Below are 25,221 nucleotides of genomic sequence, written 5' to 3'. Positions count from 1 at the left end.
GAGCCGGCGGGAAGGTTGCTGGATGCAGAATAAATCTTAATTATCCACACCTCAGCCTTTTAAAGTTTCCTAATTTCCAGATGAAGAATCTATTCTTATCTGAATTAAATTGTCTAAGTTCATTATAATACACTGAATGAATTCTGTCGGGAACAACAGGTTCGATATGACTGGAAATTTTTTAGTTGCCGAAGATAAGGTAAACCAGGCAGGCAGGCCTTTCATATTTTATGGCAGGGAGGGATTTGGTATGGAACGCTTTTCTTTTCGTGTAGAAGCCCTGTTGGTGGTTATGGCTATTTTCTTTGCCTGTAACATTTATACGTTGATCCCGATTTTTGAAAATGTTGGATATTCCATCAATATACCACCTGAAAAAGTCGTCTCCTATTTATCTATTTTGAAGAGCCCACACCTCTTAATGGGTTATGGAATTGTTTTTCTTCTTCTCTTCACTTTTGTCGGTTACTACGATAGTTTATCGCGCCATTCCCCTGGAACGTCCTCTCAAATACTCGCAATACGCTCTGTGGGGCTAGCCGGAGCAATATTATCTATTTTTACTGGCTATTTCACTAAACAATACGGGGGAGGCGAAAAAATTGTTCTTCAGCCTTATCTTGGGGAGCATGAGTATCCTGCCGCTCTTGTTTCTTTCTGGCCTCTGCATTTACTCTTATCCTCGATTTTATTTGTTTCAGCCATTTCGCTTCTGCTTCCCACTATCATCACCTTTATTGACCGCTTGGCTGAAGCTGACAGAGGGAAGGATCTAAGTTTGTATTCATTCTTCTGAGTGGGGCGGGTTTAGCGCCTTTAATCATCATGCTCCTTACTTATAAACAATCGCTGTATTTGCTGATCACGATTTTTGTCATCCAGGGAATTGCCGGCAATTTCATTAGAAAATCCAGTTTATCGCCGAAAAAAATAAATATACAAATAAAGGATTGCAAACGTAGTTGTCAAATATATTCAGGACCGGAAAACTTTCAAAAGGGTGAATTAAATGAAAGCAGTTCTTGTAACAGAATTTGGAGGTACAGAAACACTTAAGGTGAGTTCAGTGGAGCTTCCATCGCTAAAAGATAACGAAGTACTTATCAGAGTGGTGAAAACCAGTGTCAACTTCGCCGATATTAAAGCCAGATACGGGAAAAAAGGCGCCAGTCTGCCTTTTATTCCCGGCCTGGATGCAGCGGGAATTATTGAACAGGTTGGTTCAGGGGTGACCGGATTGTTTGAGGGGCAAAAAGTAATCGCCTTCCCAAAGAATGGAACTTACGCTGAATTTGCTGTTGCTTCACCAGAATTGATTTTTCCTATACCTGATGGACTTGATTTTACAACAGCTGCCGCTTGTCCGGTCGTATCTTTCCTGTCACACCAGTTGCTTTTTAATGTTGCCCGAATTCAAAAAGGGGAAACCGTCTTGATTCATGCAGCAGCCGGAGGAGTCGGCACAACAGCTATACAATTGGCCAAGCTTCTTGGAGCGGGTACGGTCATCGGGACAGTAGGCAACCCGGATAAAAGGAAAATCGCTGAAGAAAGCGGGGCGGACTATGTCATCTGTTATAAAGAGGAAGATTTTTCTCAATCCGTGAATTCGATAACTGATGGAAAAGGAGCTGATATCATCTTGGACTCAGTCGCCGGAAATATTACTGAAAAGAGTTTGGATTGTTTGGCTCCCTATGGGCGTTTGGTCCATTTTGGTAATTCGGGAGGAAAAACAGGAAGAATATTGACATCCGATCTATATTCAAGCTGTCGATCAGTTCTCGGTTTCAATTTGGGAACCACCAGGAAAAAAAGACCTCACCTTTTGCATGACACAGCAAAAGAAGTATTATCTCTTTTAGTCAATGAAAAGCTCAAAATCAAAGTAGGACATGAATTTCCTTTGGATGATGCTGCAAAGGCCCATGAGTTGATGGAAAGCAGATTAAATCTAGGAAAAATCATATTGAATGTTGAGTAATGAGAATAGCCCGGAGAATCCGGGCTATTCTTGTTTCTTATAATGTTTCAATAAAGACCGCAGCCCCCATGCCTCCGCCGACGCATAAGGACGCTATCCCTTTTCGCAGTTCCCTTCTTTTTAATTCATGAATCAATGACACCACAATCCGTGCACCTGTACAGCCTACAGGATGACCGATGCTGATCCCGCTCCCATTCACATTGGTTTTGTTACGGTCAAGGCCAAGTTCTTTTTCCACGGCAATATATTGAGCAGCAAAAGCCTCATTTACTTCAATGAGATCTGCTTCTTCCAGAGACCAACCGGTTTGTGCAAGACTCTTTTCCATTGCGGGCACCGGCCCTCTGCCCATCACCTTCGGATCGACTCCGGCAACAGAGCACCCTGAAATTTTAGCAAGAGGCTTGATTCCTCGCTTTTCTGCTTCTTCTTCTGACATGAGGATCAGAACTGCCCCCCCGTCATTCAGGCTTGATGAATTCCCGGCTGTCACAGTTCCTCCTTGTCGGAAAGCAGGCTTCAGAGCGGACAGTTTTTCCATCGTCAATCCTGCACGCGGACCTTCATCTTTCGTAATGGTTTTCGTTTCTTTCCTTGATTTTACCGTTATAGGAACAATCTGGCTGTCAAAACGGCCATCTTCTGCAGCTTTCACAGCTCTCTCATGACTCACCTTTGCCAATTCATCCTGTTCCTCTCTCGTAATATTATGGATCTCCGCGAGATTTTCCGCTGTTTCACCCATCATGATTCCATGAATCGGGTCCTCTAGAGCTTCCCAGACTGAGTCACGTATTTCTCCATGCTGCAGGCGCTGTCCCCATCGGTGGCCATTCATGATATAGGGACTTGAACTCATTGCCTCTACACCGCCTGCCAGTACAATGTCCGACATGCCTGTTTGTATCTGCATAAAGCCGGAAATGATTGCCTGCATTCCGCTGGCACATTGTCTCTGAATGGTGTAGCCTGTGGTCGTATCGGCGAATCCTGCCAAAAGGGCTGCTGTTCTGGCAGTATTAGGCTGATCAGTCCTTTGGATGCAATGTCCAAGAATAACCTCATCAATATCTCCTGGCCCCAGATTGCTGTCGTCCACTGCCGCTTTCATTACAGGTACAATCAAATCCGTTGGCAGCAGGTCCTTGAATGCTCCGCCAAATGCTCCTACAGGAGTCCTGAATGCAGAAGTTATTACGACATTTCTCATTTCTCTCCCCATCCCTTCTTTTACATCATGATTCCGCCATCTACTTGAAGAACAATTCCATTTACATAATCAGATTCATTTGAAGCTAAAAAAAGATAGGCATTTGCTGCATCTTCCGGCTTACCGAACTTCCCCACAGGAATCAAAGCATTCATTTGTGCTTTTACCTTATCCGGAATCTTTGCAGTCATCTCTGTCTCAATCACTCCCGGTGCCACAGCATTAACATTGATTCCCTTTGCCCCGAATTCCTTTGCCCAGGTTTTGGTCATTCCAATGACAGCTGCTTTTGATGCGGCATAGTTGGTTTGCCCGACATTCCCGAAAAGTCCGCTTGCAGAGGCAGTGTTGATGATCTTGCCCTTTCCCCTGCTTACCAAGGCTGGCAGAAATGCCTGGGTACAATGGAAAACTCCGGTCAGGTTCACCTCCAGAACCTTCTGGAAGTCTTCTTCACTCATTTTGGCCATCATGCCATCCCTTGTGATTCCCGCATTATTGACCAGAATATCAATCCCTCCGTATTCCCCGGTGACTGTTTCCGCCAACCTGATAACGCTTTCGCGATTTGCGACATCTACTTGATAAAAGACAACCTCATATCCTTCTTCCCTTATCTTTTCAGCTTCTTCTTTTCCCTTTTGCTCATCATAATCAGCCATGATGACCCTGCAGCCTTCACCGGCGAACTTCCTTACTGCAGCCAGGCCAATCCCATTGGCACTTCCGGTTATGACAGCAGTTTTACCCTTCAATCTCATGTATGTATCCTCCCAACATAAAAACAACTTTCTGGTTGAATATTTCGACAATAACATCCATTTTCCTCTATTAAAACATTTTTTAACTTCATTTCACTGGTTTGGCCAACAGCTGGTTCGGATATTCTTTGTGTTTTAGTGCACTCTATGATTAGTAATTTAAAAATAGACCTTAAGAAAAGGAGGGAAATCAATGAAGAAAAAGCTGCTTTATATGCTTCTTGCCGCTATGCTTGCAACAACAATGACAGCATGTGGAGATGCCCCGGGCGAAGATGAGGTAGGCGATGGCGAAGTTAATGACGAAGAATAGATAAAAACGGGAAAGTTGCTTGGCGGTAAACCGATTGGACGAATCATCCATGCGGGTTCCGTGCTAGCATATATTTTTGGTCACCGATTTTCGGAGCTGGCTCCGTTTAAACCAGGGGATTTCTTGCCCCCCGGTTTTTATGGGCGGGCTTCGTTTATTTTACGGTGTTTCTTTCTTAATTGCCTGGTTAGTCGAGATGCCTCCGTTTATAACGGGGGTTCTTGCGCTAATCACCTGGTTTTACAGGCAGGCTCCATTTATAACAGGGTGTTTTTTTGCTAATCACCTGGTTTTACAGGCAGGCTCCGTTTATAATATGGGGGTTTTTCACTTATCACCTGGTTTTACAGGCCGACTCTGTTTATAACAGGGTGTTCTTTCGCTAATCACCTGGTTTTACAGGGCAGCTCCACCTATAACAGGGTGTTTTTTCACTAATCACCTGGTTTTACAGGCCGACTCCGTTTATAACAGGGGGTTCTTTCGCTAATCACCTGGTTTTACAGGCAGGCTCCGTTTATAACAGGGGGTTCTTTCGCTAATCACCTGATTATACACGCTGGCTCCGTTTATAACAGGGTGGTTTTTCGCTTATCACCTGGTTTTACAGGCGGGCTCCGTTTATAATATGGTGTTTTTTCACTAATCACCTGGTTTTACAGGCAGGCTCCGTTTATAACAGGGTGTTTTTTCACTAATCACCTGGTTTTACAGGCGGGCTCCGTCTATAACAGGGTGGTCTTTCGCTTATCACCTGGTTTTACAGGCGGACTCCGTTTATAACAGGGTGGTCTTTCGCTTATCATCTGGTTTTACAGGCGGACTCCGTTTATAATATGGTGTTTTTTCACTAATCACCTGGTTTTACAGGCAGGCTCCGTTTATAACAAGGGGTTCTTTCGCTAATCACCAGGTTTTACAGGGCAGCTTCATCTATAATACAGTGTTTCTTCCTTAATCACCTGGCTTTACTAGCCAGACCCGTTTATAATCAGGTGTTTCCTTCATAAAGTTGCCATTACCGGGTTGCGGTCTCGTCAGGTTACATTTTGTTCTAAAGGTACCTCTTCACTAGCTATATATAGCTATCCCCAACTCCTGAAGGCACGTTCCTCCCTTAATCATACCTCTTCACCTATCATTCTCTCCTCCCATAGCACGTCCCTCCCTATTCGTATCTATTCATCCTGTCTTCTAACGGAATCACACTCCTTCATCATTATAGCGACCCGCCTCCTAAGGCCGCATATCTCCTCTACCCCTCCCGACTCCTTATCAAAGAAACAAAAAACGCCTGATCCCCTTTGGAATCAAGCGCTCTTTTATTAAGGCTGTTTTCGCATATATTGTTGCTTTCGGAAAAATCCCAAAAGCCGGATTTTCCCCTGCATACTACGTTTTTCGCTCTGAAGGAAGAGAGAAGCTCTTTTCTCTCTTGTTAAACAGGGTTTTTTCTGGTTCATTACTCCACTATCTTTCGGAATGAATATCAGATAGCAACAAAGTTTACGAAAAGAGCCTTTATTAATCAGCGAACTGGACATCAAATTCATTCAGAGGCCAGTAACGCAGGTTTACTTTGCCGACCACCTGATCCTGGTCCACAAATCCGAAGTAACGGCTGTCCATGCTGCTTCGTCTATTATCTCCAAGAACAAACACCATTCCCTCTGGAACAGTTTGTTTCCCGGTGATTTCCTCTAACGTGAAATCGCCGGTCAGTTTGGTCCCAACCATTTCTTCTTTGAATTTATCAAGATATGGCTCCTCTTGCACTTTGCCATTGACATATAACTTATCATCTTTATACTCGACGGTATCCCCAGGCAGGCCAATGACCCGTTTTACATAATCCTCATCTTCGTTGGCGTGAAAGACAACGACATCATAACGGTGAAGTTCACCAACCTGATAACCTATCTTATTGACGACCAGTTTATTGCCGTCTTCAAGCGTAGGCATCATCGACTCGCCTTCTACGACATAATTTGAAAACAGGAAAGTCCTGATGACAACAAAAATGACCAACCCTATCCCTAAAGCTTTAATCCATTCAACACTCTCTTTTTTTATGCTGTCTCTCAATCTTATTCCTCCTACCCAGGTTACCCGCGGGAGTGATCTTTTTCTATTCTTTTATTGAGGCGGGACTCCACCCGTTTACCGGCAAGCCAAAGAACAAAGATTCCGGCCAATACCAGTGCCGTACGCAGTGGTTGTTGAAATAATGATACAATATCATGCCCGATAAAGCTAATGGTAAAAATCATGACGATTTTCCCTGTGACAACAGCGAGCATATACTGGAAGATATTGATCCCTGATAATCCAGCTACAATATTGACCAGTGCTGATGGTGTAAAAGGAAAGCACAACAGCAGAAACAAAGGACCAAAACCGTGACGATCCACCCAGTTCGTCAAGCGGTGGACCTGCCTGTTATTTTTCAGAAATCGGAAGAAGCGGGTCTGGCCGTATTTTCTGACAAGCAAAAACACCAGCAGTGCTCCCAGGGAAGCCCCCATCCATGAAAACAAAAAGCCGAACCACAGGCCGAATGCATTGACGTTTGCCAGTACAAAAACAAACAGCGGAAGGAATGGCAGGAAGGCTTCCAGCATAGGCAGCAGAATCCCGGGCAAAGGACCAAACGAACGGTATTCCCTGATTAACTCCATTATATTCTCAAGTGTAAACCATGCTTTTATCATCTCTATATCCATACTATATCTTTCCCCTAAATAACCGCAGAACAAAACATCATATTTCCATTATTTATTTTCTTTTTGCAACCTAGTTCTAGTTCATTATACCTGAATATCGTAAATTCAGGGCTTATATGAAGTATATCATAAGGGTTTGTCATCTAAATAGATTGTTACGAAAATGAAATATCATTTACACTGCGGTTTTACTGTCTCGTTTTCTAGAAAAAAACCCGGTAAAGCAATATTACCGGGTTTTTACAGAAGCAATCAAATATATTTCTTGAACCAATCTTTAATGTAGTTTAACCTTGCCACTCTCAGATTCGGTTTGCCGTTCCTTGAAAGATTATGATTCGATTCAGGGAAACGCACCATCTCGGTTTCTTTCCCTTGTCTTTTAATGGCAATGTACAACTGTTCCGCCTGCTCGATCGGACAGCGGTAATCCTTCTCGCTGTGCAGGATCAAAAGCGGCGTTTTGATTTTGTCCGCATATGCAAGCGGGGAGTGTTTCCAGAGCTTTTCGATATCATTCAGGTCAGCATCGATCTGCCATTCGGAAAAATAATAGCCGATATCGCTCACACCATAAAAACTTACCCAGTTACAAATTGACCTTTGTGTTACCGCAGCTTTGAACATATCGGTATGGCCGACAATCCAGTTGGTCATGAATCCTCCGTAACTTCCTCCTGTGACACCAAGTCTCTCTTTATCAATAAAATCATAGTTCTCGAGGACATGAGTCACTGCGGCCATCACATCTGCATAATCTCCGCCGCCGTAATCGCCCCTGACCGCATCGACAAAAGTCTGGCCGTATCCATGGCTGCCCCTTGGATTGATAAATAGCACAGCATATCCTTCGGCTGCAAGCACCTGAAACTCCTGATAGTATGTATTTCCATACATCATATGAGGCCCGCCGTGGATCTCCACGATCAAGCCGCACTTTTCCCCTTCTTTCAGACCGGCCGGTTTCATCAGCCAGCCATTGACTTCCCAATCGTCCTTGCTTTTAAACGAAATGGCTTCTGTTTGCGAAAGCGTAACTTCAGATAGGAAATCACCATTCACAGAAGTCAGTCTCTTCAAATCGCCCGACGGGATGTCCAGCATGAATAAGTCACCCGGCAGCAATGGATCGCTGATGGCCAGAATAGCTTTTTGATTCTCACCATCCACATCAAATCCGTAAATATGCTGATCTTTCAGTAATGCCGGATAAAGGGCGCCGTCTCGGTTTCCATAATAAAGGACGGTATTTCCATTATCTGTAGTCATAAAATAGAAACTTTCATTATCCGAACTCCACTGGATCCCTGGATTTGTCACCCCTTGCTGAAAATCGATGACCATCAAATCCCCAACCGGGCTGTCAAGGTCACCCGTCATGCAACTAAACCCTTCCGTCTCCAACTCATACAGCCATACCTTGGTCAGCGTTGCATTCTCGTATTCCCTTTCATGTCCAAGGAGAGCCAGCAAACGGCTGTCAGGCGACCATGCTGCATTCCCGAAATAACCGGTTCCGCTTGTTATTTTTCTCTCGGAGGATGTCTCAACATTGAACAGGAATAAGTCCGTTTGGAAAGAGGTATCAAGATCGGCACTTTTATCTGCACCATAAGCTATGTATTTCCCATCAGGAGACCATGACTGTAAAGAATAATCCGTATCTCCCTCTGTTATGGTTTTCATGTCAAGCGCATCCATGTCAATGATGGCAATATGATTTCTTTTTCCTTTGAAAAATCCACTGTCATCGGACTTATATTTCATTTTCGTCACTTCAAGCGGTTGAGGATGCTTTTCTTCTTCCTTTCCTTCCGAGAGTGATTCCCCTTCACCCAGTGCTGTTGAGAAGGCAATCTTTTTCCCGCAAGGCGACCATACAGGCTGGGAAGCCCCATTTGGACAGAAAGTGAGTTGCCGTGCTTCTCCTCCCCCCCTTGAGATCAGGAACAACTGGCTATGGTCGGAACGGTTCGAGACAAAGACTACTTTTTCTCCATCAGGTGACCACCTTGGTGATGAATTTCGGTTCTTTCCAAATGTCCATTGAATGCTTTTACCCGTGTCGATATCAATAAGATACAGGTTTGATATGTAATCATTCTTTTCTTGATCCATTTCCGTCAGCACATAGACAGCTTCTTTCCCATTAGGTGATAGTTTTGGATCGGAAACAGATTTTAATTTAAAAAGATCCTCTGCAGTAACTCCTCTTTTGTTTGTCAAATTGCCAACTCCTTTTCAAAATCAAATTTCTATTTAAAAAATTCGACAGCTTTGGCTCAAATCCTCTGTTTCAATTCTTATCTGAATGTTTTTTCTGTCTTTATTACCCACTCTCGGGTAAAGGTATTGATTAGATTTGAATTAATTAACCATACTATGGAAAAAAGATTGGAATTCGACTGAGTTCTGCAATATTGGATATTGATAAATCCGGGAAAAGTACGTAAAATAAATATACGAACAAACGTTCTGAAATTCCTTATAAAAAGGAGCATGATTATGACCAGGATTTCTGAGGAAGATCGAAACATCTTAGAGCAGGCCATTTACCTGCCAATGGTCTTGACTGTGCTGGACAGGGATTTCGCTGTTGTGGAAAAAAGTCCCTTCAAACTGAAAAGACCATATCTGGAACTGATCGAGGAAACGATGAAGATCATTCAAAGCGAACTTGCAGGTGTAAAGAAGTACATGAAAAACAATGGAATGAAAGTGGAAAGAATTAAGACGGATGATGCCTTCACCATGTATCTGTTCCTTTACAAAGGATATGAGGAGCATCACAATTACTTCAACCCCCGCCTCCGCAACAGGGTCGAGGATTTGTTGAGGTTTTATTTGTATCAGCGGTTCTTGAAAATCGAGACCCAGGAAAGCAAAAAAGCATAAGTGCCCACCTCCATATTGCAGGCTGCCCCTGACCGCCTTCCAAGAAAACACTCTAATACAAGAAGCAAAAGCCCAGCAGAAACCTATCCTGCTGGACTTTTGACTTTCCTCCTCTACACTTCGGCAATTATCCCATGGTTACCTATCTTCCCCTGAGGTTTTCTGGCTCCATGAATAAGCTGGTATCTGTTCTTAAGCCCTGGCAGGATAAGCTGTGAAATTCCTCGATGACGTTTTTCTTTCTGTGTGAACAATTCGATGCTGATAATTAATCCTTAACATCGCCGTCCTCATCATTTGCTGCTCAAAGCTAGCATAGGAAATGGGAAGAGTAAAGCTGCAGCGATTCCTGAATGTAACGTTGATTTCTTTGCTGTTTAACTTCGTATGAGAAAGGACATGATCCTGGGATATCCAGATACATTCGGATTTGACCGGTGAAGTGGTTGGAAAGAGATAAATAGACGAATGAGGATCTACAATGATGGGGGCTTTATGGGTGATGCCTGTTAAACGTTTGGTGCCGTCTTTCCGACCTTGGTAAGATGATCCAAAAAACTCACAGCTTTTCTTGATGATGTCAAAAGGCTTAAACGGTGATATCAGCGTTTCGCTCACTTCATGGATTTCTGTATACGTCCTGGCGCCGTATTCAATCGGCATAATCAGCATCGTATAGGGATTAATTTCATATTCTTCAATAATTCGAGATTTCTCGACCATTCCTTTCCCTCCTCTACAATTTCTCTAATATAATAACATAATATTCCAAAAATTACACTAAATTCCTTAAATTATCTAAAATGATTTATCAGAAAATTTAAAATTTTACGTTGTTTTCTTCTTCCTTTTCTCATATAATAGAAAAAAGTTCTTTTACCGGAAAACCGGTGGGCCCAAAAAGAGCTTTTTTATAAACACGGAAATATCGTCTTTAATGTATGTGGCACCTTATTAGAACTTTGTTGGATGAGTGTTAATGATACACCATTAATCTTTGTGAATAGGGGTTGATCGAGCGGAAGATGTACGATTTCCTGCGGAACTAATGGGACTTGTCTAACTTTCGTGGCCGCCGAAAAGCGGATTACGGTCTCTCTCCTGGCAATAAGTCATCATCTGACCGCTCTCTGCCTGCACCGCGGAGTCATACATCTGTAGCGAAAATCAACAAAGAGAGGAATTCAATTTCATGTAATCTGCATTATAAAGGGTGTTTTCGTCTTATTATTGATTCTGGAAAAATCCTAAGGTAAGGCTTTTCTATCTGAATCGAAGAGCAGTTCTTTTCTTTCTTGCTTTTCGGAATATTTTCTGGTGAAACAGGGCGATATACTTCAAAATCCATATTAAATAGCAACAAAGTTTACGAAAAGAGACTTTTAAAAAGACTTCAGGGGTGAGCTTATGGATAAAAAGAAAACTTATTCAGAATTGATGAGAGCTTGTACAAAGTCAGGGAAAACAGCCGCCGAGATGACTCTGAACGAAATTTATGTTGATATGGTATTGAATGAACTCAGCTTGATGAATCAAAAAAAGAAGCTGAAAGAAGAGTTGGACTGCGCCCTTGATCAGCGTGACAAACAAAAATTCATGACGCTTTCGCTGCAAATCAAAAAATTGAATGATGAATATGGCATATAACCAATGGACTGACTCTTAAAGTCAGTCCATCTTTATTTTCATGCATTTTCCAGATGAATGCGTTTTTTCTCTTCTATGACTTCAAGTTCACGCGTAAGCTCTTCTGCCTGTTTCTCCAACTTCACCGAGAGACTTTGCACCTTGCCTCTGGTTTCGGATACCCTGCCGGCTGTACGGCTGATTTTATCCTGGACAATCATGTCCGAGAAGAAGTTATCGAAAAACATATCTGTCATGTTAAGAAAACCAGAAACCTCTAAGGTGCCAGCTGCTTCCATGTTAAGGTCCTGCAATTCCTTTTCCAGCCTTTTCATGTATCGCTGCGCTTCATGAAGTGCCCGCTGCGCTTCATCCATCTTTGAATGTTTTGCCATACTGGACATCAATCCGCCGCCGGCAATATCGAGCATTCCCCAGTTCCCGGCACTTCTAAGAAAGTCTGAAGCTGCCTCCAGTTTTAAACGGGCTGTCGCGGCAGCATCTTCAGCTTCCTTCACTTCCTTCAGTTGAGCTTTATATTCTGCGGATTGTTCTGCCAGATTGTACAGCAGCTCACTGAGACTTGAAGAAGAATCATGGATCATTTTTTCCTTTGTCTCCAGCAGCAGTTCATACTTCTTATCAGGGCTGCCCAGTTTCAAAACCTTCTCTGATAACTCCTTGTCTTCCTGCAGCAGCTCTTCAACCGTCAGTTTCCACTCATCGTATTGAAGCTTGGCTTTTACTGCCTCTTCTTTTTCACGCTGCAGACGATCTTCCTTCTTCCCTGTCATGGTCAACAGCAAACCGGTGATCGACCAGCCTTCGAGTTTATTCACGTCCTGATTTTCTTTTTCCAGCCGGTCCTTGAAACGGTCCAATTTCCCTTCCGCTTCATCGATTTCATTCCTCAGCTGACTTTGTCTGGTGGTCCATTTCTTATGTAATCTAAGTTCCTCTTTTACTTGTTCAAGTCGTGTATTTATATCATCCATTTAAAAATCCCTCCCACTCGTATATACGAATGGGAGGGATTTTGGTTTCATTTCAGCGGTCATTCATTCTTTTCATGCTCTTCCAGCATAATCAGCCTTTCCAGCATGGTTGGATGCCCATAACGGAATATTTTCACCAAGAGAGGCGGATTGACCTGGCTCAATCCTACCCTGGACAACTCCTGGAAAGATGAAATGGCTGCTTCCGTATCCTGTGTCATTTCAATGGCATACCGGTCGGCACGCGTCTCCTGATAGCGTGATATAAAATTTGAAAACGGGCTGATGGTGAACATCAGTATGGAAGTGATCAACAAGAACACCGGAAGTGAACTCAGGCTTGAAACCTTCTCCACTTTTATTTTCTCTCCATGCCTTTTGACAATGTAATTCATCAGTTTTGCGGCAATCCACAAACCGAAGAAAGAGAAAACCAAGTACAAGGCAATTCCGATATAAATGTGTTTCTCGACATAGTGTGCCATTTCATGGGCCATGATAAAGAGAATTTCTCTCTCGGACAGCCTGTTGATTGTCGTATCCCATAACACAATCCTGGAATTGGATCCTACCCCGGTGACGTAGGCATTCAATGAATTGGTCTTCGAGGACATATCGACTTCATACACATGATCCGACGGTATGTTTGCCCGATCTGCCATGTCCAGGATCTTCTCCTCCAACACTTTATCATTCAGAGGGGTAAAGTCATTGTATAAGGGATCGATCAAGACGGGCTGAATGAACATCATGAAAATGCTGAACGGTACCGATAATGCCCATGCCGCCAGCCACCATCTTTTCGGGAACTTCCTGACCAGCCAATAGAGGACGGTGATGATGATAAACATCGTCAGGTAATTCACCCAGAAATCAGTCAATTCATCCTTCATCCACTCGGAGAAACTTTGTGTGGAAATATCATAGGCCTTTGAAATCCTATAAGAAATATATTGGAAAGGAAAGATCACCACATTAGAAAGCAGTGACAGCCAGAATAGATAGATCCCCGTCTGAAGAATCCCGAACCTTGATGTTGCCTGTGACCATCGTTCGAAGGCTCTTGATGCACCCAAAATCAGGATCAAGAAGTAAAAAAGCCATTCATATGGAGTGGAAAGAAAAAACAATAAATTTTTTATCTTTGAATACTCTTCACTTAACATCAGTTCCCTGCTGTTCATGAATGTTTCCGGATCAGCATTGCTTCCTTTATAAACATCAGGCAGTGATGAATCGGCCAGGAAGTAAAGATAGACATAAAAGAATATCCCTAAAAGCAAATAGAGCAGTACAGCCCTGAACGCCCATTTCCGCAACATATATTCCTCCCTTCATTCCTCTATACTATATGTAATGACATGTCCCACTAAATAGAACAAACAGTTTTCAAATTTGGACCACTTCCCTGCTGTTAGTTTACCACTTCAACGTAAGCCTATTAGAAAAGAATAAAGCGCAGGTGTCTTACAGTCCTGACAAGCATGAACCAAGCGAGCAGGAGGGCTGCCCTTTGACCTTCTTCATTGATGATTTCCTATGGGGTTTGACTGCTGGAGGTGGATATCCCAGGCAAAAGATAATAACCACAGTACTACATTTTATCCATTTTTAAACAATAACAAAAAGAGAAGAAATTCAGATTCTTCTCTACATGAAAAACAATGAGTATACAGAGAGCACGGCAATGGCTCCCAGAACAACTACAATAACATTGGCCCCCAAATAAGCCAGCAGGAACGCCGATGCTGCCCCGATGACTCCGAACCAGACATCTCCTTCTTCAATCAACAGGATCTTTGGAAATATCAATGCACCCAAAACGGCAAACGGAACATTTTTCAGGACTCCCTGAAAAAACGGAGGGAGCTCTTTTCCCTGAAACATGATGAGCGGAACTAATCTTGGAATATACGTGACAACGGCCATCCCTATTATCATGATAAGAATCGTCTCATTCACCTTGTACCGCCCCTTTCTTTTTGAGGCTTGCCACTGCCTCCACAAGCACTGCAGAAATGATTGTGGCAATCATGATCGCCCAGCCCTCGGAGATAGTTGTTGTAAAAAGAAACACACTGTTTAACGCAGCCGCAGTTCCTGCCAGAAAGACCACTTTCACACTCTTTTTCATGGAAGGAACGAGCAGACCGACAAACATGGCATACAACGCCACCCCCATGCTGACTTGCAGGAATTCAGGGAGAATCTGCCCGATGATAAAACCCAACCCGGAGTTCAGCACCCAGCTGGCATATGAAATGAGTATGACACCGAAAGCAAAAGACGTCTTCGCTTTACCGTCCTTGACGGAAATCACTGTAAAAGTCTCATCCGTTATGCCGAAAGAATAAATGGCCTTTACCCATCCCTTTTCTTTTTCCAGCTTTTCATTCAGTGAGGCGGACATCAGGAAGTGGCGGATGTTCACGATGAATGTGGTTAATATAATTTCGAATACACCTGTTCCAAGCGCAATCAAACTCAAGGAAATATACTGAGCAGCCCCCGCAAATACAAGCAGGCTCATCATAACCGTTTCATAAAAAGTCAGTCCTGTCGTACGCGCCAGCAAGCCGAATGTCAGAGCTACCGGAAAATAACCGACGGCAATGCTGATTCCAGACTGCAGTCCCATACGGAACCCGCCGCCGGGCTTTCTTGTATTGATCAACGCTTCCACACTCATCCCACCCCATTATGTAAAATAGATCAAATTCCGAAATAAATAATTTCATTATATTATAGCGGGGAAGAATTTAGTATACAAGAATAATTGTAAAAACTTGAAAAATAGGAACCTCAATATTCATTCTTTTCCAGGAAATACAACAGCTTTCACCACAGCAAAATATTCCCTGATCATATAATTGATTTTAATAAAAAACTTTGATTCACCGCCCAATCCACTGCATTGAAATCCAAGTTTTTCACCCGTAAGTATAGCACGAAAAACATGGTAATCACTGGTGATGATCAGAATATGCCCATCGGACGCCCCATTTCTTTCAAGGATTCGCTTTGATTTTTCAAGGTTCTCAAAAGTGGTGGTCGATTGACTTTCTTCCGTGATTCTATCAGCTGCGATTCCGTGAGAAACGAGATACCTGGCCATCGCTGTTGATTCCGGAATGTCTTCTCCCTCTCCCTGACCGCCGGACACAATTACAGGAATTTCAGGATGCTCCTTAAGGTACTCTGCTCCTGTCTTCAGTCTTGTTTCCAAGGTCTGCGATAGTTCCTCTCCTTTCAAACCAGCTCCGAGAATGACCGCATAATCACTGTCTGGAGCTGCTTCGCCATCCATTGCGATAAGAAGCATAATCTGGACAGCTGCAAAAGATAGAAGAAATATGAAGTAAATCAGCAGGACAGCATTATGAATAAATCGAAAAATCGGTGTCCGCCTCAGGGGAGAAAAAAAGTATAAAGATGCTATCACAAGAACATTTGCCGCGATGAATGTCATCCCGAACGTAATTTTGAACAGAGCCATAAAAATCAAGAATACAAAAATAGTCGCTGCCCAAAAAAATAAAAAAGATTTTGTTTTCATGAGATCCCTCATCCTTAAGATTACTTCAGTTTACCAACATTTGGTCCACTTTCACCAACCCATTACCAGCCATGAAATTCGAAATATATAATTCTAGGAATAACTGTAGATAGACCAGGAAGCACATGGTAAAATGGACCCAGCATAAATACCTTACATAAATTGGATGGTGTCGTATGAAAGAGATTTCAAGTATACACAAGTGTGATAACTGCGAGCGTCTCCTGCCCTGGTTGTATCCTCTTTCTCCACTGGTCGATTCCCCTTCGTTCGCTGTATTCAGTTTGACCACCGGCCCCCAGCAGGTTGACCTTGTTGAAAAAGTGAATGCTGATTCATATAGGTTTCGGTTATTTTGTAATTTGTGCGGTTATACTAATATCTTCAGTTATAAGATGGAAAACGAGTAAGAAGCCTATCGACACAGGTAACAGGTTTTATTTTCGAATACAAAACTTTAAAAAAGGAGTGCCGCATCGCCTCGATGTTGTCACTCCTTTTTTCTTGATATAATGGTCCACCATTTCCCCTGCTAATCACAATTTACGCTTTAATACAGAACCCGTCATGATACAGGAGATGCCTTTTATATTACTTTCCTTTAAACTGAGGCTTTCTCTTTTCACCGAAAGCAACCAGGGCTTCCACACGATCCTCTGTAGGAATCGTGATTTCATATGCTTTTCTTTCGATTTGCAGCCCTGTCTGTAAGTCCGTGTTCATCCCGTTTTTGATAGCGAACTTAGCTTGCTGCAAGGCAACCGGTCCATTGGAGAGGATTTCATCGGCAAAAGTTAGGACTTCTTCCATGAAAGACTCTGCAGGCGCTGTCTTTGTCAGCATACCGATTTCCAAAGCTTCTTCCGATTTAAGTCTTTTGGCTGTAAGAATCAGCTCCATTGCCTTTGACTCCCCAATCAACCTTGGAAGGCGCTGGGTCCCTCCTGCTCCCGGAATGATGGCGAGACTGGTCTCAGTCAATCCCATCGTGGTTCCGCTTACTGCAATTCTGAAATCACAGGCAAGGGCCAGTTCCATGCCTCCCCCAAAAGCATACCCATTCATTGCTGCAATCGTAGGTTGCGGAAGGGAGGAAACGGAATTGAATACATCTCCTATCTTGTTCACATTTCTTCTCACTTGTTGTTCTGTCAGGGTTTTTCTCTCTTTCAAATCGGCTCCGACACTGAATGCCTTCTCTCCCGCTCCTGTAAAGACAACTGCCCGGATGTCCGGGTTGATCCCTATGGATTCAACGGTTTTTTCCAGTTCCGCCAAGGTATCATAGTTAAAAGCATTCATGGCATCCGGCCTATTGATCGTTACGATGGCAAGATGCCCTCTTTGTTCTATTATAATAGAATTCATATATGTATCCCCCTTGTGTTGAATTAAGCAGTCCGCTTCCATTACTTCTTTCGACAAAGGCTGTGAAAAACCTTGTTGCTCTTGGAAAAATCCCAAGGGCCGGTTTTCCCCTTGGGTTCCAGGACTTTTCTAGTTGAATGGAAAAGAAACTCTTTTCTCTTTTGCTATTCAAGATATTTCTGGTCAATGATGGCGATATTTTTCCGGAATTCATTTTAGCCAGCAACAAAGTTTACGCAAAGAGACTAAAAAAGAGCTCATTTCCGAAAGCGGATGCTGACGGAAATAAGCACAGGTTTATCAGGACTGGACGACTTGCTGTTTCAATGCTCTTCGCAAAATTTTCCCTGTCGTGTTTTTAGGAAGCTCTTCCAGAAATTCGATGGAGCCTGGAAGCTTGTATTTTGCAAGATGTTCGCTGCAATAGGCCATTAACTCCTGCTCGGATAAAGTATCGTTCTTCTTCACAACAAAACATCTGACCGCTTCCCCCATTTCCGGATCTGGAACACCGATAACGGCCACTTCCACGACTTCAGGATGACTGTATAATACTTCTTCCACTTCTCGAGGATACACATTATAGCCGCCGACAAGAATCATGTCTTTCTTACGATCGACGATTGTAAAATAACCCTCGTCATCCATATTGGCGAGATCCCCTGTATACAGCCAGCCGTCACGGATGGCTGCGGCTGTTTCTTCAGGCATTTTGTAATAGCCTTTCATCACATTCGGGCCTCTGACAATCAACTCGCCCACCATCCCGACTGGCACTTCTTCGCCCAGTTCATCGACCACTTTGTTTTCGACATTGACGATGGAAGTACCGATCGATCCAGCCTTTCTTGGACGGTCCAGCGGATTGAAGCATGTAACAGGCGATGCTTCTGACAGTCCATATCCTTCAGAAATCATGACATTGAACTTTTTCTCAAAGTTTTTAAGAAGTGCAACTGGAAGGGAAGCCCCTCCTGAAATGCAAAGCCTTAAAGATGAGAAGTCTTCGGGGTTTCCTTCCTCATACTGATAAAGGAAGTTATACATTGTCGGTACCCCCGCAAAGACTGTCGGTTGATATTCCTTTGCCAGTTTAAAAATATCCTGCGGGCTGAATTTCGGTGTGATCAGTAGTGTCGCACCTGTCATCAATGGAGCATTCAGGACGACCGTCAAACAGAACACATGGAACATTGGCAGCGTCGTGATGACTTTATCACCTTCATTCATCTTGAGATACTCCCCTGTATCCCTTGCATTGGAATAAAGGTTTTTGTGACTCAGCATAGCGCCTTTCGGCTTCCCGGTGGTACCTGAAGTATAAAGGATCACAGCGGTATCATCTTCTTGTAAATCCGGACCCTTGTAGGAAAGATCTCCCGAATCGACAACTTGTGAAAACGGTTTCAAGTTAGGGTGTGCAGAAAGCTGTTCAGGCTGGAGCCCCTTTGCTCTTTCATCCCCTGTTTCACAATAAATGAAGTGATGCACTTCAGGCAGATGGTGATGCATCTTTTCCACAAGCGGCAGCATGATGTCCAGCGTGACAACTGCTTTTACATCCCCATTCTTGAGGATATACCCTATTTCATCGGGTGTGTAGATAGGGTTGATTGGTATGACTGTTGCTCCGGCTCTCATTGCACCATATAACGCAATGATGAAATGAGGTGAGTTGCCAAGCACAAGTGCTATATGATCCCCTTTGCCTAATCCGAGTTCTTCGAGTCCACTGGCAAATTTATTGACAGCTCCATTCAATTCTCCATATGTACTGGACTGCCCCATAAAATAATAAGCTGGCTTCAAAGCATGGACTTTTGACGACTCTTCTAAACGTGCTGAAAGATTCATGTTCTCCCTCCCTTTTCCCAAATAATGAATGAATGGTCATTCATCTAAAAATTAAAAGTTTTCAAAATATATTTTATATAAAGAAAACATTAAATTCAAGAGCTCTGATTCTTTTTGGTTAAATTAGTTACTATACGGTACAGGCGGGTGCCTCTGTGGGACGGCTAGTGAACTTCATCAAATTCTCTGCAGGGATGGGGAAAAACAAGTGAATTTCGGCAGTTTCTCTGGATTGGCATATTGATTTGCTTCTCCATCATAGATTTGGATATTTTTTCGGGAATTGCACTTTTTTTCTGCTCCGCCATCGAAGATTTGCCCTGTTCCTTCTGGGATTGCACCTTTTTTTCCCTCCGGCATCGAGATTTGGCCTATTCCTTCGGGAATTGCACCTTTTTTCCGCTCCGCCATCGAAGATTTGGCCTATTCCTTCGGGGATTGCACCTTTTTCCCGCTCCGCCATCGAAGATCTGGCCTATTCCTTCTCGGATTGCACCTTTTTTTCCCTCCGCCATTGAAGATTTGGCCTATTCCTTCTGGAATTGCACCTTTTTTCCGCCCTCTCTCTCCAAATGCAGCGTTTTTCATTCCCCATCAAATCTTCCACAACTTCATCAAAAATTGAATCAGAGGCATTGCCTGAAATACGCTGGTACTTGGTGCTGTGTGGTTGTTGGAGAAAGACATAAACAATCCTTGAGGAAATGCAAAACGCACGGAATCCATGATTCCGTGCGTTTTGACTATTTTATTATCAGAAGAAATTCTTGACTACTTGTTCCTCGCGTCCGCAGACAGTGCACTTGTATTGGATCTCAAGGGCATCTTCGACAGCATCATGGATGGTTTCTTTTTTATCGTTTTCGCAGTACCTTTTCACCTGAGCTCTTTCCATTTGAATTCACCACTTTCTTCAAATCTGCTCTTTACTATGTTTTATCCATAAGAAGCTATTATTAACCTTTTTGCAGAAAAAAAACATTGGTGAACAGGAATTTCTCAGATCAATAGACTAGGTTGACGATATCCTCTTTCGTGACGTTTCCAAAGTAGTGTTTAATTTCTACTCCTTCTAGTGCTTGTTCCACTTGTGCCTTTTCATATTTCAATCCGGTCAGTTTGTTTTCGATTTCACTTACATCACCTACACCGAAGAAGTCACCATATATCTTGCAGTTTTCGATGATGCCTTTATTGACTTCAAGCCTGATGTCAATGGAGCCTACAGGGAAACGATGCGAATGCTGGAGGTTGAACTTCGGAGATCTTCCATAGTTCCAATCCCAGTTTTGGTATCTTTGCTCAGACAGTTCATTGATATTCTTCCAGTCTTCCTCTGTCAGCACATATTCCTCGACTTCATTTTCATCAAAGATATAGCGAAGGAGCATGGAACGGAATTCAATTATGGAGATCTTCTCTGAAAGAAATTCCGAAATATTCGCTACTCGGCTGCGAATCGATTTGATCCCTTTGGATTCAATTTTATCCTTTCTTACTTTCAATGCAGAGACGACATTTTCAATTTCAGAATCAAATAGAAGAGTTCCGTGGCTGAACATTCTGCCTTTGGTTGAAAATTGAGCATTTCCGGAGATCTTGCGGCCCTCTGCTTCGATATCATTTCTTCCGCTTAATTCGGCATTGACTCCTAATTTTTTCAACGCTTTGACAACAGGTTCAGTGAACTTCTGGAAGTTATGGAAGCTTTCACCATCATCTTTTGTGATGAAGCTGAAGTTAAGATTCCCGAGGTCATGATAAACCGCTCCTCCCCCGGACAAACGGCGGACGACATGCAGGTTTTGCCCTTCCACATATTCCGTATTGATCTCTTCTATCGTATTTTGATTCTTTCCAATGATGATCGATGGCTGATTAATATAAAAAAGCAAATAGTCTTCGTTGATATCAAGGTTCTTTAACGCATATTCCTCAATTGCCAAGTTAATGCGCGGGTCGTTGATACCTTTATTATCGATGAATTTCATGTGATGAATCCTCCTAAACAATTAATTGCAAATCTTTTTCAGCGAGGATGATTTCCCCGTCATAGATGGTTCCTGCCTCTTCTTTGAGCGTTTTAAGGTCGCCGTAATGTGGAAGGTGAGTCAGGACAAGCTTTTTGACACCAGCCTCTTTGGCGGTTCTTCCGCTGTCATAGCTGTTCATATGGCCAGCCGGGCTTCCATCCATGTCTCCGTAAAAGTTACATTCACAAAGAAAAAGATCTGCTTCCTTTGCAAATGGAATGAACGACTCCTGAAAAGCGGAATCCGCTGTATAAACGATGGTTTTTCCTCCTGCTTCAATTCTCATAGCATAACATGGTACTGGATGCTTGGTCCTTAAAAAAGTGATGCTAAATGGCCCTGCCTCCAAAGGAGTCTCAGGAACATACTCCATCCCTTTCATTAGATCTTTGTATGTAAGTGATTCAAAGCCCTTCTTATCTTCGTTATGAGCATAAAAAGGAAGGGATCTATTATTGTTGCCGAGGTATTTCTGTATTAAAAGCGCATGCTGAAGGACACCAATATCAGCTGTGTGATCAGGGTGGTAATGAGAAAGAATCGCAGCATCCAGGTCATAGGCTTCAACGTGATTCTGCAAAAGTGATAGTACACCGCTGCCACAGTCGATCAGCAATTTAAATCCCTTTTCTTCAAGCAGGTAGCCCGAACTGGCTTCATTCCTCTTGGGATAACCGCCCCACTGTCCGATAACAGTCAGTTTCAAAGAATTCTCTCCTTTCAACTTATGGTCTGAGAATGATTTTCATCCTATATTTACTATACTTCAATACGCCTATTTTTTCATTATTTAAAGATTAAATACAAAATTCATTGACTAAATTTTAACTGTTATAATACAATATTAAAAAGTAAGTAATCAGTTATATAACAAAGGGGCTCACAAAAAAAAGCGGAGGGTGATCAACATGTTAACGAATGTGGTGGAATTTTTCAGGAATTTACCTAGGAAGCAATGTGTTCAATGCGGTGAGCATATCGATGAGCAGCACGAATGCTATGGAAACCATTGCGATAACTGTCTGTCAGATCACGACCTGTAAATAATTCAAAAAAACAGAAGCGGCAACTCCGCTTCTGTTTCCACTTAAACTTTGTTTCTATTAAATTCTTTATCTGCAAAAAACCAGGAAGCAAGATCTGTTCTCCCTGTGGAGAGAGAAAACCCCTGGTATTCAGGGGAAAACGAAGCTCTTGTGATTTTTCAGAAAGCAGCAATCCATGCATAAAATAACCACATATTAAAATGATCAAAATGCAATTAATCGGCATTATTACACAACAAACCAAACCTTACTAATTTTCTCATGAATGACTTCATACAGGGCCACAGCATGGACTTCCTTGCCGTTCGATCTTCCTGTCACATACTCATGGTCAATTGCGATGCTACCCTTTATAATGCGGCTCAACAGCTCTGCATGATTGTCGGGATTTTCTTCAAACATCCGGCTGTATCGTATCCTCATCTCGTTGATCCCCTGGTACATCACACTATTCGATGGGTATTCCATGACGATTACATCTTCGCTATAACAGTCCAGAAAGGCCTCTATAGTTTGTGCATTGTATGCTTCAAGCTGTTTTTGCGCCAGTTCTTCTGCTTTATTCCTCATATCATATATAAGCTCCTTTCTTCAATCTTCAAGTTCCAAACCAGCCACATATTGAGTTATTTTAGTGCCCAGTTTCATCATCAACTCCTGCACCCAGTCAGCCTGATCATGTTCCACCCGTAGATCCAATGAAAGAAGTAGCTGCTTATAGGTGATTAACCGACGAAAACGCAAGAACATCGGGATGTTCTCCACTTCCTTATCTCCAATCGGCCAAGCCTGCCGGTAACCTTCGAGGAACAGGTTGAATTTCCCATCCTGTAAATCAACGGCATTTTCAACTAAATCTCTTAACGCGAAGGCTATATCCGCTGCATACCACCCAGTTAAGCTGCTTTCAAAATCTATGATCTGCGGAACACTGCCTCTCCATAGGATATTATCCAACTCCAAATCGAAATGGAGGGGGCCATAAACCTCAGAGCTTTGCTCAAGTCCATTCAGCCACTCTCGCAAATATGCCTCTTCCTGTTGAACTGCGGCAGGCATGCCGGCCACCTTTCCCTCAAACAATCTTTCCAATCTGGAATGTTCCCTGAGACTGGCAGCTCCATTTGAAGCAGCGTGCAAACTGCCCAGAGCCCTCCCCCAAGCGATCATCCGATCATTACTCACTCCATCTATTTCGAGATGTTCTCCACAAAAAAACTGAAAGACTACCGCTTGAAAATTTCCTGCTTCTGTTACAAGCGGTTCTATCAACTTTCCATTCATAGATGGAACAGGGGTGTTAACAATCAAACCCTGCTTTGAAAGGATGGTCAGAAAATCCATTTCCCGCTTCAACTTGTGCTGATCTTCACCAGGCGTTAACCTCAAGATGAAAGAATCATCTCCGCTTTTGAAAGAAAAAACAAAATTGCTGCTGACCCTTATGAATCGTTCAGAATCCTTTTCATAATCCCATAAGGAAAGGACTCCTTTTACCTGCTCCTTACACAAAGGCGATTGCAGGAAATCACGCATAATAGAAAGTTTCATCATCATGCCATTCCTCCTGAATTTTCAGAACGAAAGATGTCAGGATGACCGATTATCCCAAATGAAAAGGCTGCCGCAATAAACGCGACAGCCTCCACAGGTGCAAATTTAATCAACTGTATGAAAAAGGAACAATAAAGGATATCGGTTTTCTTTCGTTCAGGTTAAGTTGCTTCCGTATCACAATATCACCCCTTCTAATTGATTTTCCTAACAAGAATAGTTTACATGAAATGTTTTTTTCTGTAAATTCTACCTATTCTGTTTTCTTAATTTTTCCCGATCTAATGTCTGGGGCGGCTTTTCAAACCAGCCATTCTTAATCATGATTTTAGTTCCCTCGTCTGCAAATCTTCCTAGATTGAGAATCAGCCTTTCGTAAAGCAAAGCAATATCCTTTCTCATAGAGGAGGCAAGGGCCATTCCATAATCACCCAGGCCGATGGAATTCAACGCAGAAATTTGAAACAACATAAGCTTGTCGGAAAAAGGGCTTACGGTCGATGATGTTATGGTAGAATCCCACGTTGAGGGATAGGAAGCATCATTCACCCTTAAACATTCAATAAATTTTTCATTATGTTTCAATGATGAGTCATAACCCCTTTTAAAGTAAGCTGACACCGTTTTGGATTGTGCTACCTGGCTGAAACCAAGCAGAAGGGTTTTTGCTACATTTGAGACTTCGATGTTTGTACCAAGATGGGCAACTTCCAAAGAAAGCAAGGGGCGTTTTTCTCCAAATACTCCTCCCATAAAGTCTCTTTCCTTTACAAACTCGACTTTTTTAGGATAAGCCATATAAGGGGACCGGATGAATACTCCTTTTTCCAGCATGATTTCGCATGCCGCGTCAAATAACTGATCGGACTGCTGAAGCCATTTACTGTAGAGAGCGCGGATATCCTTTCTTGCCAACACCCCTTTCGCAAGTGAATAGGCATTCAACCCGCTCCTTCCTACATGATGAATGTACCTTAAGTATGATATATCAGAAAATAGCTTAGGCGCAGCAGAATTGACATCTCGTTTTCCAAAACCATTCGGGATCGGCAGCTTTTCTTCACGGAAGATCTCCCTGATGACTTCGATATGTTCCCTGGCAATATCTGAAGCCAACTTGATAACAGGATCCACCCCTTTATCTTCTGTGGTGTTTAAAAAATGGTGCAAAATACAAAAAGCCATTGTATCCGCCATATACGTATTCCATAACATGGCAATTTCTGAACTTGTCAGTTTGGTTTGATGCTCTATTTCCATAAGTCACCTCATCGGAATCCTTATTCATTCTGTTATTATT

Annotated in this window: 24 protein-coding genes; 5 read left to right on the top strand and 19 right to left on the bottom strand. The window is 42.8% G+C overall.

Going from position 1 to position 25,221, the window contains the following annotated elements; all coding sequences use genetic code 11:
• The first annotated feature begins 250 nt into the window (after positions 1-250).
• On the top strand, positions 251-796 hold the full coding sequence (locus AC4E8A_RS06485; protein ID WP_490197496.1) for an MFS transporter: 546 nt from the start codon (positions 251-253) through the stop codon (positions 794-796).
• A 213-nt stretch (positions 797-1,009) separates the two neighbouring features.
• Positions 1,010-1,984, top strand: coding sequence for a quinone oxidoreductase family protein (locus AC4E8A_RS06480; RefSeq protein ID WP_490197495.1), 975 nt, complete (start codon positions 1,010-1,012; stop codon positions 1,982-1,984).
• A 37-nt stretch (positions 1,985-2,021) separates the two neighbouring features.
• On the opposite strand, the gene AC4E8A_RS06475 is transcribed toward AC4E8A_RS06480, so the two are convergent.
• The 5 genes from AC4E8A_RS06475 to AC4E8A_RS06455 all read right to left on the bottom strand — a co-directional run bounded on the left by AC4E8A_RS06475 (position 2,022) and on the right by AC4E8A_RS06455 (position 9,220).
• Entirely contained in the window at positions 2,022-3,197 is a 1,176-nt protein-coding gene (locus AC4E8A_RS06475) for a thiolase family protein (protein ID WP_490197494.1), read from the bottom strand.
• A 20-nt stretch (positions 3,198-3,217) separates the two neighbouring features.
• The gene (fabG, locus tag AC4E8A_RS06470; RefSeq protein WP_490197493.1) at positions 3,218-3,958 is read right to left on the bottom strand and encodes a 3-oxoacyl-ACP reductase FabG; all 741 of its coding nucleotides are present in this window, start codon (positions 3,956-3,958) and stop codon (positions 3,218-3,220) included.
• A gap of 1,837 nt (positions 3,959-5,795) precedes the next feature.
• Positions 5,796-6,356, bottom strand: a complete 561-nt coding sequence (lepB, locus tag AC4E8A_RS06465) for a signal peptidase I (protein WP_490197492.1) — start codon at positions 6,354-6,356, stop codon at positions 5,796-5,798.
• Positions 6,357-6,376: 20 nt separating this feature from the next.
• Entirely contained in the window at positions 6,377-6,994 is a 618-nt protein-coding gene (locus tag AC4E8A_RS06460; protein WP_490197491.1) for a TVP38/TMEM64 family protein, read from the bottom strand.
• Positions 6,995-7,246: 252 nt separating this feature from the next.
• Positions 7,247-9,220, bottom strand: a complete 1,974-nt coding sequence (locus AC4E8A_RS06455; protein WP_490197490.1) for a S9 family peptidase — start codon at positions 9,218-9,220, stop codon at positions 7,247-7,249.
• A 279-nt stretch (positions 9,221-9,499) separates the two neighbouring features.
• Here AC4E8A_RS06455 and AC4E8A_RS06450 point away from each other — a divergent pair, with 279 nt between their 5' ends.
• Positions 9,500-9,889 (top strand): YhjD family protein, encoded by a 390-nt coding sequence (locus AC4E8A_RS06450; RefSeq protein WP_490197489.1) that lies wholly within the window; start codon positions 9,500-9,502, stop codon positions 9,887-9,889.
• 192 nt (positions 9,890-10,081) lie between these two features.
• Here the strand turns inward: AC4E8A_RS06450 and AC4E8A_RS06445 are convergent, their stop codons facing one another.
• The gene (locus AC4E8A_RS06445) at positions 10,082-10,612 is read right to left on the bottom strand and encodes a competence protein ComK (protein WP_490197488.1); all 531 of its coding nucleotides are present in this window, start codon (positions 10,610-10,612) and stop codon (positions 10,082-10,084) included.
• 684 nt (positions 10,613-11,296) lie between these two features.
• On the opposite strand from AC4E8A_RS06445, the gene AC4E8A_RS06440 reads away from it, so the two are divergent.
• A complete protein-coding gene (locus AC4E8A_RS06440; RefSeq protein WP_490197487.1) occupies positions 11,297-11,536 on the top strand; it encodes an IDEAL domain-containing protein in 240 nt (79 codons plus the stop codon).
• A 38-nt stretch (positions 11,537-11,574) separates the two neighbouring features.
• Here AC4E8A_RS06440 and AC4E8A_RS06435 read toward each other — a convergent pair whose 3' ends face one another.
• The 10 genes from AC4E8A_RS06435 to AC4E8A_RS06390 all read right to left on the bottom strand — a co-directional run bounded on the left by AC4E8A_RS06435 (position 11,575) and on the right by AC4E8A_RS06390 (position 22,027).
• A complete protein-coding gene (locus tag AC4E8A_RS06435; protein ID WP_490197486.1) occupies positions 11,575-12,510 on the bottom strand; it encodes a hypothetical protein in 936 nt (311 codons plus the stop codon).
• Positions 12,511-12,569: 59 nt separating this feature from the next.
• Complete coding sequence (locus AC4E8A_RS06430) at positions 12,570-13,832, bottom strand: M48 family metallopeptidase (protein ID WP_490197485.1); 1,263 nt, start codon at positions 13,830-13,832, stop codon at positions 12,570-12,572.
• A 328-nt stretch (positions 13,833-14,160) separates the two neighbouring features.
• Positions 14,161-14,451 carry an AzlD domain-containing protein gene (locus AC4E8A_RS06425; protein WP_490198789.1) on the bottom strand — a complete coding sequence of 97 codons (291 nt, stop codon included), beginning with the start codon at positions 14,449-14,451 and terminating at the stop codon, positions 14,161-14,163.
• 13 nt (positions 14,452-14,464) lie between these two features.
• On the bottom strand, positions 14,465-15,148 hold the full coding sequence (locus tag AC4E8A_RS06420) for an AzlC family ABC transporter permease (RefSeq protein ID WP_490198788.1): 684 nt from the start codon (positions 15,146-15,148) through the stop codon (positions 14,465-14,467).
• A 171-nt stretch (positions 15,149-15,319) separates the two neighbouring features.
• Complete coding sequence (locus tag AC4E8A_RS06415; RefSeq protein ID WP_490197483.1) at positions 15,320-16,066, bottom strand: YdcF family protein; 747 nt, start codon at positions 16,064-16,066, stop codon at positions 15,320-15,322.
• 591 nt (positions 16,067-16,657) lie between these two features.
• A complete protein-coding gene (locus AC4E8A_RS06410; protein ID WP_490197482.1) occupies positions 16,658-17,434 on the bottom strand; it encodes an enoyl-CoA hydratase-related protein in 777 nt (258 codons plus the stop codon).
• 300 nt (positions 17,435-17,734) lie between these two features.
• Entirely contained in the window at positions 17,735-19,288 is a 1,554-nt protein-coding gene (locus AC4E8A_RS06405) for a fatty acid--CoA ligase family protein (protein ID WP_490197481.1), read from the bottom strand.
• A gap of 754 nt (positions 19,289-20,042) precedes the next feature.
• Complete coding sequence (locus AC4E8A_RS06400; RefSeq protein ID WP_187444358.1) at positions 20,043-20,183, bottom strand: hypothetical protein; 141 nt, start codon at positions 20,181-20,183, stop codon at positions 20,043-20,045.
• 109 nt (positions 20,184-20,292) lie between these two features.
• The gene (lplA, locus tag AC4E8A_RS06395; RefSeq protein ID WP_490197479.1) at positions 20,293-21,279 is read right to left on the bottom strand and encodes a lipoate--protein ligase; all 987 of its coding nucleotides are present in this window, start codon (positions 21,277-21,279) and stop codon (positions 20,293-20,295) included.
• 13 nt (positions 21,280-21,292) lie between these two features.
• The gene (locus AC4E8A_RS06390; protein WP_490197477.1) at positions 21,293-22,027 is read right to left on the bottom strand and encodes an MBL fold metallo-hydrolase; all 735 of its coding nucleotides are present in this window, start codon (positions 22,025-22,027) and stop codon (positions 21,293-21,295) included.
• Between the two features lie 202 nt (positions 22,028-22,229).
• Here AC4E8A_RS06390 and yhfH point away from each other — a divergent pair, with 202 nt between their 5' ends.
• Positions 22,230-22,364 (top strand): protein YhfH, encoded by a 135-nt coding sequence (gene yhfH / locus AC4E8A_RS06385; RefSeq protein ID WP_490197476.1) that lies wholly within the window; start codon positions 22,230-22,232, stop codon positions 22,362-22,364.
• 231 nt (positions 22,365-22,595) lie between these two features.
• Here yhfH and AC4E8A_RS06380 read toward each other — a convergent pair whose 3' ends face one another.
• The 3 genes from AC4E8A_RS06380 to AC4E8A_RS06370 form a co-directional block, all read right to left on the bottom strand.
• Positions 22,596-22,937 (bottom strand): nuclear transport factor 2 family protein, encoded by a 342-nt coding sequence (locus tag AC4E8A_RS06380; RefSeq protein ID WP_490197475.1) that lies wholly within the window; start codon positions 22,935-22,937, stop codon positions 22,596-22,598.
• Positions 22,938-22,958: 21 nt separating this feature from the next.
• Positions 22,959-23,924 carry a phosphotransferase enzyme family protein gene (locus AC4E8A_RS06375; RefSeq protein WP_490197473.1) on the bottom strand — a complete coding sequence of 322 codons (966 nt, stop codon included), beginning with the start codon at positions 23,922-23,924 and terminating at the stop codon, positions 22,959-22,961.
• Between the two features lie 246 nt (positions 23,925-24,170).
• Positions 24,171-25,181 (bottom strand): DUF3231 family protein, encoded by a 1,011-nt coding sequence (locus tag AC4E8A_RS06370; RefSeq protein WP_490197472.1) that lies wholly within the window; start codon positions 25,179-25,181, stop codon positions 24,171-24,173.
• Positions 25,182-25,221: the final 40 nt, after the last annotated feature.

The sequence above is a fragment of the Bacillus sp. SRL337 genome, from assembly GCF_984799155.1.
Note: the sequence above shows the minus strand (reverse complement) of the source record. Positions and strands in the feature narration are given on the sequence as shown.